At 68.0% G+C, this 12,245-nt stretch carries 11 protein-coding genes; 9 read left to right on the forward strand and 2 right to left on the reverse strand.

Translation table 11 applies throughout. The features are described 5' to 3' along the window. Window positions 1-1,198: cysteine desulfurase family protein (locus tag AOK22_RS22295; RefSeq protein ID WP_055700505.1), on the reverse strand; the 1,198-nt coding region annotated here is incomplete at its 3' end. 358 nt (window positions 1,199-1,556) lie between these two features. Here AOK22_RS22295 and ctaC point away from each other — a divergent pair. The 4 genes from ctaC to AOK22_RS22315 all read left to right on the forward strand — a co-directional run bounded on the left by ctaC (window position 1,557) and on the right by AOK22_RS22315 (window position 6,099). Further along, complete coding sequence (gene ctaC / locus AOK22_RS22300) at window positions 1,557-2,519, forward strand: aa3-type cytochrome oxidase subunit II (protein ID WP_055700480.1); 963 nt, start codon at window positions 1,557-1,559, stop codon at window positions 2,517-2,519. Next, a complete protein-coding gene (gene ctaD / locus AOK22_RS22305; RefSeq protein ID WP_055700481.1) occupies window positions 2,516-4,252 on the forward strand; it encodes an aa3-type cytochrome oxidase subunit I in 1,737 nt (578 codons plus the stop codon). The genes ctaC and ctaD overlap by 4 nt, the downstream gene beginning before the upstream one ends. After that, a complete protein-coding gene (locus tag AOK22_RS22310; RefSeq protein WP_055700482.1) occupies window positions 4,249-4,647 on the forward strand; it encodes a cytochrome c oxidase subunit 4 in 399 nt (132 codons plus the stop codon). Before ctaD ends, AOK22_RS22310 begins: the two co-directional genes overlap by 4 nt. 192 nt (window positions 4,648-4,839) lie before the next feature. Beyond that, window positions 4,840-6,099, forward strand: a complete 1,260-nt coding sequence (locus AOK22_RS22315; protein ID WP_055700506.1) for a L,D-transpeptidase — start codon at window positions 4,840-4,842, stop codon at window positions 6,097-6,099. 100 nt (window positions 6,100-6,199) lie between these two features. On the opposite strand, the gene AOK22_RS22320 is transcribed toward AOK22_RS22315, so the two are convergent. Continuing rightward, window positions 6,200-6,601 (reverse strand): hypothetical protein, encoded by a 402-nt coding sequence (locus AOK22_RS22320; protein WP_055700483.1) that lies wholly within the window; start codon window positions 6,599-6,601, stop codon window positions 6,200-6,202. Between the two features lie 195 nt (window positions 6,602-6,796). Between AOK22_RS22320 and ctaE the strand changes: the two genes are divergently transcribed. From ctaE to trpD, 5 genes are all read left to right on the forward strand, one after another. Further along, a complete protein-coding gene (gene ctaE / locus AOK22_RS22325; RefSeq protein ID WP_055566234.1) occupies window positions 6,797-7,417 on the forward strand; it encodes an aa3-type cytochrome oxidase subunit III in 621 nt (206 codons plus the stop codon). A 77-nt stretch (window positions 7,418-7,494) separates the two neighbouring features. After that, window positions 7,495-8,304 (forward strand): cytochrome bc1 complex diheme cytochrome c subunit, encoded by an 810-nt coding sequence (gene qcrC / locus AOK22_RS22330; protein ID WP_055700484.1) that lies wholly within the window; start codon window positions 7,495-7,497, stop codon window positions 8,302-8,304. After that, entirely contained in the window at window positions 8,301-9,359 is a 1,059-nt protein-coding gene (gene qcrA / locus AOK22_RS22335) for a cytochrome bc1 complex Rieske iron-sulfur subunit (protein WP_055700485.1), read from the forward strand. The genes qcrC and qcrA overlap by 4 nt, the downstream gene beginning before the upstream one ends. Next, entirely contained in the window at window positions 9,356-10,981 is a 1,626-nt protein-coding gene (gene qcrB, locus AOK22_RS22340; protein WP_055700486.1) for a cytochrome bc1 complex cytochrome b subunit, read from the forward strand. Before qcrA ends, qcrB begins: the two co-directional genes overlap by 4 nt. 163 nt (window positions 10,982-11,144) lie before the next feature. Beyond that, window positions 11,145-12,209, forward strand: a complete 1,065-nt coding sequence (gene trpD / locus AOK22_RS22345) for an anthranilate phosphoribosyltransferase (protein WP_055700487.1) — start codon at window positions 11,145-11,147, stop codon at window positions 12,207-12,209. Window positions 12,210-12,245: the final 36 nt, after the last annotated feature.

Here is a 12,245-nt window from a genome sequence, read left to right on the forward strand (position 1 = left end):
CCGGCTGCGGACAGCTCGTCCCCAGCGCGTCCACGGTCACGGCCTCGGCGTCCCCGCTGCCGCCCGCCACCGGGGCACCCAGCGTCTCCCGCACGCCCCGCACCACCCCCGGCAGCACGTCGAGGAACCGCTCGACCTCGGCCTCCTCGGCGCCGAGCGGCAGCGAGACCCGTACGTTCCCCTCGCTCACCACTCCCATGGCCCGCAGCACATGGCTCGGCGTCAGCGTGGAGCTGGTGCACGACGACCCGGACGAGACCGAGAACCCGGCCCGGTCCAGCTCGTGCAGCACCGTCTCCCCGTCGACATAGAGACAGGAGAAGGTGACCAGATGCGGCAGCCGTCGCACCGGGTCGCCCACCACCTCCACGTCCGGCACCAGCTCCGGCACCCGCGCCCGGATCCGCTCCGTCAGCTCCCGCAGCCGGGCGGCCTGCGCGGCGGCCTCGGACCGCACCGCCCGCAGCGCGGCGGCCGCCGCGACGACCGCCGGAATGTTCTCGAACCCGGCCGCCCGACCGGACTCCCGCTCGTCCACCGGACCCTGGGCGGCGAACCGCACCCCCTTGCGCACGACGAGAAGCCCGACACCTGCCGGACCGCCCCATTTATGGGCGCTTCCCGTCAACAGGGACCAGTCGCCTTCCACCGGCCCCCAGGCCAGCGACTGCGCGGCGTCGACCAGGAGCGGCACCCCGGCGGCCCGGCACACCCCGGCCACCCCGGCGACCGGCTGCTCGGTGCCGACCTCGTGGTTGGCGGACTGCAGACACGCGAGCGCGGTGTCCTCGCGGAGCGCTCGCGCGTACGCCTCCGGGGTCACCGCCCCGCCCCGGTCCACCGCCACCTCGGTCACCACCCCGCCGTCGGCCTCGTGGGCCTCGGCCGAATGGAGCACCGAAGAATGTTCGACGGCGGACACGATCAGGTGGCGTCCGGCGCGCCGCCGCCCGGCCAGCGCCCCGGCGATCCCGGAGTGCACGGCACGGGTCCCCGACGAGGTGAAGACCAGCTCGTCCGGGCGGCAGCCCACCGCGTCGGCGGCCGCCTCGCGCGCGGCGTCGAGCAGCATCCGGGCCCGCCGCCCCTCGCGGTACAGCCGCGCGGGATCGGCCCACCCCTCGTCGAGCGAGGCCTGCAGGGCCTGCCGGGCGACGGGGTGAAGGGGCGCGGAGGAGGCGACATCGAAGTAGGACACGCCCCCAAACTAGAACGCCCACGAGACGAGCCGCTCCTTCGGGTGACGTCGTCGAGGCGTCCCGGAGGAGCGCGGGGAACCGCGCGGCCGGCCGCGGCGGACCCGCGGTCGCGGACCCGCGGATTCCGCCCGGCGGCAGGGCGCCCGACCCCCCGTCAGAAAGCGCTCGACGGCACGCCGTCCCACCCTTCGGAGTGACCCGCGGCGCGTTAGGCACCCTCCCCGCGCGACCCCAAATAGCGTCCAGTAGGGTTTGGTCCGCATAAACATCCAAACCCCTGCCCGCCGCAGGGCGGCGACCGACCAGCGAGTAAGGCCGCAGCCGACCGCGCGGGCGAGACTCTCGGGAAGGCGCTACGTGAGTCCCAACGGCTCCGACCGCTCGTCGCGGCGCCCGATGCGGCGGAAGCTGCCGCAGGTGCTGACTGCGGGCCTGATCCTGGCGACCGCCACCGGTTGCACATACAAGGATTTCCCCCGCCTCGGAATGCCCACCCCGGTAACGGAAGAGGCTCCGCGGATTCTCTCCCTCTGGCAGGGCTCGTGGGCGGCAGCGCTCGCCACGGGCGTGCTGGTCTGGGGTCTGATCCTGTGGAGCGTCATCTTCCACCGGCGCAGCCGCACCAAGGTGGAAGTACCGGCGCAGACGCGTTACAACATGCCCATCGAGGCGCTGTACACGGTGGTTCCGCTCATCATCGTCTCGGTGCTCTTCTACTTCACGGCACGTGACGAGTCCAAGCTCCTCAAGCTGGAAGACAAGCCGGCCCACACGATCAACGTGGTCGGCTACCAGTGGAGCTGGGGCTTCAACTACGTCGAGAACGTCCCGGGCGCAGGCAAGGACAACGCCAAGACGTCCAAGGACCTGGAGGCCATCCCGGAGAGGTTCCGCAAGGACTTCCCCGCGAACGCCAACGGTGTCTACGAGGTCGGCACGCCCGGCGAGCGGAACCCCCAGAACGGCAACCCCGGACCGACCCTCTGGCTCCCCAAGGGCGAGAAGGTCCGCTTCGTGCTGACTTCGCGTGACGTCATCCACTCCTTCTGGGTGGTGCCGTTCCTCATGAAGCAGGACGTCATCCCGGGCCACACCAACGCTTTCGAGGTGACTCCCAACAAGGAGGGCACCTTCATGGGCAAGTGCGCCGAGCTCTGCGGTGTCGACCACTCCCGGATGCTCTTCAACGTCAAGGTCGTCTCTCCCGAGCGCTACAAGCAGCACCTCGAGGACCTGGCGAAGAAGAACCAGACCGGATACATCCCGGCCGGCATCGAGCAGACGCCCCATGAGAAGAACCGGGAGACGAACAACCTGTGAGCATCCTCAACGAACCCCAGGGTGCCGCGGCAGCAGAGGACTCGTACGAGAACGAGCTGCCGGTCAGGCGCAAGCAGCCGGGAAACGTCGTCATCAAGTGGTTGACCACCACTGACCACAAGACGATCGGCACGCTCTATCTGGTCACGTCGTTCGCGTTCTTCTGCATCGGCGGCGTCATGGCGCTCTTCATGCGCGCCGAACTCGCCCGTCCCGGCACGCAGATCATGTCGAACGAGCAGTTCAACCAGGCGTTCACGATGCACGGCACGATCATGCTGCTGATGTTCGCGACGCCGCTGTTCGCGGGCTTCGCGAACTGGATCATGCCGCTGCAGATCGGCGCACCGGACGTCGCCTTCCCGCGGCTGAACATGTTCGCCTATTGGCTGTACCTGTTCGGCTCGCTCATCGCGGTCGGCGGCTTCCTGACGCCGAACGGCGCGGCCGACTTCGGGTGGTTCGCCTACAGCCCGCTCTCGGACGCCGTCCGTTCGCCGGGCATCGGCGCCGACATGTGGATCATGGGTCTGGCCTTCTCCGGCTTCGGCACGATCCTCGGCTCGGTCAACTTCATCACCACGATCATCTGCATGCGCGCTCCGGGCATGACGATGTTCCGCATGCCGATCTTCGTGTGGAACGTGCTGCTGACGGCCGTCCTGGTCCTGCTGGCCTTCCCGGTCCTCGCGGCCGCGCTGTTCGCCCTGGAGGCGGACCGCAAGTTCGGTGCCCACATCTTCGACGCGGCCAACGGCGGCGCCCTGCTGTGGCAACACCTCTTCTGGTTCTTCGGCCATCCAGAGGTGTACATCATCGCCTTGCCGTTCTTCGGCATCATCTCCGAGGTCATCCCGGTCTTCTCCCGCAAGCCGATGTTCGGCTACATGGGCCTGATCGGCGCGACCATCGCGATCGCGGGTCTGTCGGTGACCGTGTGGGCGCACCACATGTACGTCACGGGCGGCGTGCTGCTCCCGTTCTTCTCCTTCATGACGTTCCTCATCGCCGTGCCAACAGGCGTGAAGTTCTTCAACTGGATCGGAACGATGTGGAAGGGGTCCTTGTCCTTCGAGACCCCGATGCTGTGGGCGGTCGGCTTCCTGATCACCTTCACCTTCGGTGGTCTGACGGGTGTCATCCTGGCCTCGCCGCCGATGGACTTCCACGTCTCGGACTCGTACTTCGTGGTGGCGCACTTCCACTACGTGGTCTTCGGCACCGTGGTCTTCGCGATGTTCTCCGGCTTCCACTTCTGGTGGCCGAAGTTCACCGGCAAGATGCTCGACGAGCGCCTGGGCAAGATCACCTTCTGGACGCTGTTCGTCGGCTTCCACGGCACGTTCCTGGTGCAGCACTGGCTGGGTGCCGAGGGCATGCCGCGTCGTTACGCGGACTACCTCGCCGCCGACGGCTTCACCGCGCTGAACACGATCTCCACGATCTGCTCGTTCCTGCTCGGCCTGTCGATCCTGCCGTTCTTCTACAACATCTGGAAGACGGCCAAGTACGGCAAGAAGATCGAGGTCGACGACCCGTGGGGCTACGGCCGCTCGCTGGAGTGGGCGACGTCCTGCCCGCCGCCGCGGCACAACTTCCTCACCCTGCCGCGCATCCGCTCGGAATCGCCGGCGTTCGACCTGCACCACCCTGAGATCGCGGCGCTCGACCACCTCGAGGACCACGGTCACGCGGACAAGGCGCTCGCGGGCGGCAAGGAGGCCGGCAAGTGAAGATCCAGGGCAAGATGTTCATCTGGCTGAGCGTCTTCGTCCTCGCCATGGCGATCGTCTATGGCGTGTGGTCGAAGGAGCCGGCCGGTACCACGGCGCTCTTCCTGGCCTTCGGCCTGTGCGTGATGATCGGCTACTACCTGGCCTTCACGGCCCGGCGGGTCGACGCGGCCGCACAGGACAACAAGGAGGCCGACGTCGCGGACGAGGCCGGCGAGGTGGGCTTCTTCAGCCCGCACAGCTGGCAGCCGCTCTCGCTGGCCGTCGGTGGCGCGCTCGCCTTCCTGGGCGTCGTCTTCGGCTGGTGGCTGCTGTACTTCTCGGCCCCGATCATCCTGATCGGCCTGTGGGGCTGGGTGTTCGAGTACTACCGCGGCGAGAACCAGACCCAGTGAGTCTGTAGCTCCGCCCGCACCCGAAGGGCCCGGACACTCCTGACGGAGTGTCCGGGCCCTTCGGCGTGCCGAGGGGCGCGTGCCCCGAACGGGGGAGGGGCGCATCGCGGAGTACGACGGGTGCGCATTCCGGACGAACCCGGACGGGTCACCCGCCGCGCCGGACCTGATGAACCTTCATACCGTGTGTTCATGAGCCACTCACCGCGAATTCGCACGGTACTGAGCTGCACGATGCTGGTGGCCGCCCTCGGTGCGGGGGCCACGGCGTGCGGCAGCTCCGACGGCCACCCGCTCTCGGCGAAGCCGTACGACGCGGCCGGCCAGATCGCCTTCAACGGCCCCGTGGGCAGTCAGAAGGCGGACCCCGACAAGCCCCTGGAGGTCACCGCCCAGGGCGAGGAGGGGCGCATCACCGATGTGACGGCCACCGACGCGATGGGCCGCTACGTGGCGGGCGAACTCTCCGCCGACGGGGAGCGGTGGCACAGCACCGCCCCGCTGGCGGCAGGGGCCCATTACACGGTCCGGGTGAGCACCGAGGACGAGGAGGGCTCGCCGGGCCGCAAGGTCATGGCCTTCGACACGGCCGAGGCCGTCAAGAAGAAGCAGCTGAAGGTCACCTTCGGCCCCGACGCGGGCAAGTACGGCGTCGGGCAGCCCGTCACGGCCTCCCTCAACAGGCCGGTGAAGGGCAAGGAGGCCAGGGCGATCGTCGAGCGCGCCCTGAAGGTCCGCTCGGTGCCCGCCGCCGAGGGCGCCTGGTACTGGGTGGACAGCGAGACGCTGCACTTCCGCCCCAAGGAGTACTGGCCCGCGGGCGCGACCGTGCACGTCTCCAGCAATCTGGAGGGCATCAAGGTCAACGACAAGCTGTGGGGCGGTGACGCCAAGCCGCTCAAGCTCACCATCGGCGACCGCATCGAGGCTGTGACGGACGCCTCGTCCCACTGGATGACGGTGTACCGCAACGGCGAGGAGATCAACTCCATCCCGGTGACCACCGGCAAGCCGGGCTACTCCACCCGCAACGGCGTCAAGGTGGTGCTCGGCAAGGAGTACTTCGTACGCATGCGCGGCACGAGCATCGGCATCCCGACGGGCAGCGCCGACTCGTACAACCTGCCGGTGTACTACGCGACGAGACTCACCGACACGGGTGAATATGTGCACGCCGCACCCTGGTCGGTCGGCTCCCAGGGCTACGACAACGTCAGCCACGGCTGTGTGGGCATGAGCACCGGCAACGCCGCCTGGTTCTTCGAGACCGTGCGCCAGGGCGACATCACCCGGACCGTCAACAGCTACGGCGAGGACATGCCGGCCTTCGGCAACGGCCTCGGCGACTGGAACATGAGCTGGAAGAAGTGGCGGGAGGGCAGCGCGCTGCTCTCCGGCACCAAGGAGGGCCCAGCGCCGGTCGACGCGGCCCGACTGCGGCCGCAGGTCTAGCAGAGCCGCACAGCGGCTCTCAGCGCCACGACAGAGGGGCCCACGCGATCACGCGGGCCCCTCTGTCGTGCTGTCCGTGCGCTCGGCGTCCTGCGGGGCTTCAGGCCTCCACGGCGAGCCGCGTGCGCAGCAGGCCGGCCAGTGCGTCCGCGAACTCCACCGGCTCGACCGGAAGGGTCACCGCCGCCTCCGCGCGGCTCCAGGTGGCCAGCCAGGCGTCCTGCGGGCGCCCCATGAGCAGCAGCACGGGCGGCGCCTGGAAGACCTCGTCCTTGATCTGGCGGCACACGCCCATGCCGCCCGCGGGCACGGCCTCGCCGTCCAGGACGCAGACGTCGATGCCGCCCTGGTCCAGCTCCTTCAGGACCGCGGGCAGCGTCGCGCACTCGACGAACTCGACCACGGGAACGTCGGTCGCGGGGCGGCGGCCGGTCGCCAGCCGGACTTGCTCGCGGGTGCTCGCGTTGTCGCTGTAGACCAGCACCGTGGCGGTCGGCTGCATTGTTCCTCCAGAACATCGGGCTGAGCGAAGCTGTGCCGTCATGGAATCGGGAACCGATGCGCGGATGCTACTCCTCCCGACACCCCGTCAACAGCGGTTCGGACAGGCCTCCGATGGGCCATCCGGGCAGGACACACCCCACAGACACTCCGAACGGCACCCCCCGGGGTGAGGGCGGGATAAGCGACCGACATAATGTCGGTCGTGGCGACAGCAACGACAGTAGATACCGGGCACGCGCACCCGCCGGTCAATCGACCGAACCTCACCAGCGTCGGAACCATCATCTGGTTGAGTTCCGAGCTGATGTTCTTCGCGGCCCTCTTCGCGATGTACTTCACCCTGCGATCGGTGACGGGTCCCGATCACTGGAAGGAAATGGCTTCGGCCCTGAACTTCCCGTTCTCGGCGACGAACACCACGATCCTGGTGCTCTCCTCACTCACCTGCCAGCTCGGCGTCTTCGCCGCCGAGCGCGGTGACGTGAAGAAGCTCAGGATGTGGTTCATCGTCACGTTCATCATGGGTGCGATCTTCATCGGCGGTCAGGTGTACGAGTACACCGAGCTGGTCAAGCACGAGGGCCTCTCGCTCTCGTCCGACCCGTACGGCTCGGTCTTCTACCTGACCACCGGCTTCCACGGACTGCACGTGACGGGCGGCCTGATCGCCTTCCTGCTGGTCCTCGGCCGCACCTACGCGGCCCGGAGGTTCACCCACGAGCAGGCGACCGCAGCCATCGTCGTGTCCTACTACTGGCACTTCGTCGATGTGGTCTGGATCGGCCTCTTCGCCACGATCTACATGATCAAGTAATCGGCGGGTCGCTCCGGCGACGCAACCGACTCATTCCAGAAGCATCGACGCAGAAGATCCTGACACCGGGGTAATCCGTGAAAAAGCTCTCCGCACGACGACGCCATCCGCTGGCGGCGGTCGTCGTCCTACTCCTCGCGCTGGCGGCCACCGGGGGGCTGTACGCCGCGTTCGCGCCGGCGGACAAGGCGCAGGCCGATGACACCGCCCAGTCCCTCGCCATCGACGAGGGCAAGAAGCTCTACGCCGTGGGCTGCTCCAGCTGCCACGGAACCGGCGGTCAGGGCTCCTCCGACGGTCCGAGCCTGGTGGGCGTGGGCGCCGCCGCTGTCGACTTCCAGGTCGGCACCGGCCGTATGCCGCTCCAGCAGCAGGGCGCCCAGGCGCCCAAGAAGAAGGTCATCTACAACCAGGCCCAGATCGACCAGCTCGCGGCGTACATCTCGTCGCTGGGCGCCGGTCCCACGGTGCCGACCGAGAAGCAGTACAGCCCGGACGGGGCGGACATCGCCAAGGGCGGTGAGCTGTTCCGTACCAACTGCGCGCAGTGTCACAACTTCACCGGTGAAGGTGGAGCGCTGACGCACGGCAAGTTCGCGCCTTCGCTGGAGGGCGTCTCCCCGAAGCACATCTACGAGGCCATGCAGACCGGCCCGCAGAACATGCCGTCCTTCCCCGACACGACGATGCCGGAGAAGGAAAAGAAGGACATCATCGCGTACCTCGACGCGGTCAACGGTGAGAAGACCGAGAGCCCTGGCGGTCTCAAGCTGGGTGGTCTGGGGCCGGTCAGTGAAGGCCTCTTCGCCTGGATCTTCGGTCTCGGTTCGCTGATCGCGGTCGCCGTGTGGGTCGCCGCTCGGACCGCAAAGGCCAAGAAGTCATGAGTAGCCAAGAGATTCCAGAAGAGAAGAACCTGCCCAGCGAGCAGGACGCCGAGCACGGCTCGGTGGCGGTCGCGGACGAGAACCCGTTCGCCGACCCGGGCCTTCCGCCCCACGAGCACCGCATCCAGGACATCGACGAGCGGGCGGCCAAGCGCTCCGAGCGCGCGATCGCCTTCCTGTTCACGCTCTCGATGCTGGCCACGGTCGGATTCATCGCCTCGTTCGTCGCCATCCCGGCGGACAAGAGCGTGTTCATCTGGCCCATCGGTCACATCAGCGGCCTGAACTTCGCCCTGGGTCTGACCCTCGGCCTGGCGCTCTTCTGCATCGGCGCGGGCGCGGTCCACTGGGCCCGCACCCTGATGTCCGACGTGGAGGTCGCCGACGAGCGTCACGCGATCGAGGCCGAGCCCGAGGTCAAGGCCAAGGTCATGGCCGACTTCAAGGCCGGTGCCGAGGAGTCGCAGTTCGGCCGGCGCAAGCTGATCCGCAACACGATGTTCGGCGCGCTCGCCCTGGTCCCGCTCTCCGGCGTCGTCCTGCTGCGTGACCTCGGTCCGCTGCCCGAGGACAAGCTCCGGCACACCAAGTGGGCCAAGGGCAAGATGCTCGTGAACATGAACACCCACGAGCCGCTGCGTCCCTCGGACGTGCAGGTCGGTTCGCTGACGTTCGCGATGCCCGAGGGCATGTCGGAGCACGACCACGACTTCCAGACCCAGATCGCCAAGGCCGCCCTGATGATCGTCCGGATCCAGCCGGAGAACATCAAGGACAAGCGCGAGCTGGAGTGGTCGCACGAGGGCGTCGTGGCGTACTCCAAGATCTGCACCCACGTGGGCTGCCCGATCTCCCTGTACGAGCAGCAGACGCACCACGTCCTCTGCCCGTGCCACCAGTCCACCTTCGACCTCTCCGACGGTGCCCGAGTGATCTTCGGCCCGGCCGGTCACGCCCTGCCGCAGCTGCGCATCGGTGTGAACGAGGAGGGCTACCTCGAGGCGCTCGGCGACTTCGAAGAGCCCGTCGGTCCTGCCTTCTGGGAGCGCGGATGAGCACCAACGACAACGCACGGAAGAAGGCACCCGCCGGCGAGCGGGTGGCCGACTGGGCGGACGGCCGGCTGGGGATCTACTCCCTCGCCAAGGCCAACATGCGCAAGATCTTTCCGGACCACTGGTCCTTCATGCTCGGCGAGATCTGCATGTACAGCTTCATCATCATCATCCTCACGGGTGTGTACCTGACGCTGTTCTTCCACCCGTCGATGAACGAGGTGGAGTACCACGGCAGCTACGTCCCGCTGCAGGGACAGCTGATGTCCGAGGCGTTCAACTCGACCATGCACATCTCCTTCGATGTGCGCGGTGGTCTGCTGATCCGGCAGATCCACCACTGGGCGGCGCTGATCTTCCTCGCCGGCATGTTCGTGCACATGATGCGCGTGTTCTTCACGGGCGCGTTCCGCAAGCCGCGTGAGATCAACTGGCTGTTCGGCTTCCTGCTGTTCGTCCTCGGCATGTTCACCGGCTTCACCGGTTACTCGCTCCCGGACGACCTGCTCTCCGGCACCGGTGTCCGCTTCATGCAGGGCGCGATCCTGTCCGTCCCGGTCGTCGGCACCTACCTGTCGATGTTCCTGTTCGGCGGGGAGTTCCCGGGCGGCGACTTCGTGGCGCGGTTCTACTCGGTGCACATCCTGCTGCTGCCGGGCATCATGCTCGGTCTGATGGTGGCGCACCTGATCCTGGTCTTCTACCACAAGCACACGCAGTTCGCGGGCCCCGGAAAGACCAACAAGAACGTCGTCGGCATGCCGCTGCTCCCGGTCTACATGGCCAAGGCCGGAGGCTTCTTCTTCCTGGTCTTCGGTGTCATCGCGGCCATCGCGGCGATCGCCTCGATCAACCCGATCTGGGCCATCGGCCCCTACCGTCCGGACCAGGTGTCCACCGGCGCCCAGCCCGACTGGTACATGGGCTTCGCCGAGGGTCTGATCCGTGTCATGCCGGGCTGGGAGATCAACCTGTGGGGCCACACGCTCGTCCTGGGCGTGTTCATCCCGCTGGTCGTCTTCCCGCTGGTCCTGGCGGCTATCGCGGTCTACCCGTTCATCGAGTCCTGGGTCACCGGCGACAAGCGCGAGCACCACATCCTGGACCGCCCGCGCAACGCCCCGACCCGTACGGCCTTCGGTGTCGCCTGGGTGACGGCGTACATGATCATGCTCGTCGGTGGTGGCAACGACCTCTGGGCCACGCACTTCCACCTGTCGATCAACTCGATCACCTGGTTCGTCCGGATCTTCTTCTTCGTCGGACCGGTCATCGCGTTCATCGTCACGAAGCGGATCTGCCTGGGCCTGCAGCGGCGCGACAAGGACAAGGTGCTGCACGGACGCGAGTCCGGCATCATCAAGCGCCTGCCGCACGGCGAGTTCATCGAGGTCCACGAGCCGCTCAGCCAGGAGCAGCTGCACACCCTCACCGCGCACGAGCAGTACAAGCCGCTCGAGATCGGCCCGACGGTCGACGAGAACGGCGTCGAGCGCAAGGTGTCCGGTTCGCAGAAGCTCCGGGCCAAGCTCTCCAAGGGCTACTACGGGGAGGACAACCAGATCCCCAAGCCCACCGTCGAGGAGTACAAGGAGATCACGAGCGGCCACGGTCACCACTGATCACCTGATGCTCCTCTGAGAGCAACGACCACAAGGTCGCCACGGCAGGAGCCCCGTCCATTGCATGGACGGGGCTCTTTGCCGTCCCCGGGGCTGGATAGGGTGGTCCCATCCCACATCGGTGGGTGTGTGCTTTCCACATCGACGAAAATCAGGAGCGGCCATGAGCGCTGTGACCCCCGCAGGAGGCGACACCGCGGCGGGCCGTTCCTGGCCCGACGTACTGAACGGCCTGCTCGACGGCCGCGACCAGAGCGCCGACGACACGGCATGGGCCATGGACCGCATCATGCGCGGCGAGGCCACCGACGCCCAGATCGCGGGCTTCGTGGTCGCGCTGCGGGCCAAGGGCGAGACCGTCGAGGAGATCTCCGGTCTGGTGCGCGCGATGTACGAGCACGCCAATGTGATCGACGTGCCGGGCCGGACGGTCGACATCGTCGGCACCGGCGGCGACGGCGCCAAGACCGTCAACATCTCCACGATGTCCGCGATCGTCGTCGCCGGCGCGGGCGCGAAGGTCGTCAAGCACGGCAACCGCGCCGCCTCGTCGGCCAGCGGCGCCTCCGACGTCCTGGAGAAGCTCGGCGTCAACCTCCAGCTCACCCCGGCGCGGGTCGTCGAGGTGGCCGAGGAGGCGGGCATCACCTTCTGCTTCGCCGTGAAGTTCCACCCGGCGCTGCGGCACGCGGGCGCCGCGCGCGGCCAGCTTGGCATCCGGACGGTCTTCAACCTCCTGGGCCCGCTGACCAACCCGGCGCGCGTGCGCTCGCAGGCGGTCGGTGTCGCCGACCCGCGCATGGCGCCCGTCGTCGCCGGGGTGTTCGCCGAGCGCGGGCACTCCTCGCTCGTCTTCCGCGGTGACGACGGGCTCGACGAGCTGACGACGACGGCGACCTCCCGGGTCTGGGTGGTGCGCGACGGCGCCGTGCACGAGGAGGCCTTCGACCCGCGGGACGTGGGCATCGACCTGGTGCCCGTCGAGGCGCTGCGGGGCGCCGACGCCTCGTACAACGCCGAGGTGGCCCTGCGGCTGCTCGACGGCGAGACCGGTCCCGTGCGGGACGCGGTGCTGCTCAACTCGGCGGCGGCGCTGGCGGCCCTCGCGCAGGAGAAGGGGAGCCTCGTGGAGCAGATCCGGGCCGGCATGGCGCGGGCCGCGGAGTCCATCGACTCGGGGGCCGCGAAGAAGGCCCTGGAGCGGTGGGTGGCGGCCAGCAACCGCTGAAACCCCCGACAGGTGTGACGCAGGGCGCAGTCCGGA

It is taken from the genome of Streptomyces silaceus, assembly GCF_001419745.1.
Taxonomy (GTDB): domain Bacteria; phylum Actinomycetota; class Actinomycetes; order Streptomycetales; family Streptomycetaceae; genus Streptomyces; species Streptomyces silaceus.

Excerpts from the sequence above, each read along its gene's own strand:
- AOK22_RS22320 (WP_055700483.1), bottom strand. The coding sequence starts at position 6,601 with ATGCAGCCGACCGCCACGGTGCTGGTCTACAGCGACAACGCGAGCACC.
- AOK22_RS22315 (WP_055700506.1), top strand. The coding sequence starts at position 4,840 with ATGAGCCACTCACCGCGAATTCGCACGGTACTGAGCTGCACGATGCTG.
- qcrB (WP_055700486.1), top strand. The coding sequence starts at position 9,356 with ATGAGCACCAACGACAACGCACGGAAGAAGGCACCCGCCGGCGAGCGG.
- ctaE (WP_055566234.1), top strand. The coding sequence starts at position 6,797 with ATGTCGGTCGTGGCGACAGCAACGACAGTAGATACCGGGCACGCGCAC.
- qcrA (WP_055700485.1), top strand. The coding sequence starts at position 8,301 with ATGAGTAGCCAAGAGATTCCAGAAGAGAAGAACCTGCCCAGCGAGCAG.
- trpD (WP_055700487.1), top strand. The coding sequence starts at position 11,145 with ATGAGCGCTGTGACCCCCGCAGGAGGCGACACCGCGGCGGGCCGTTCC.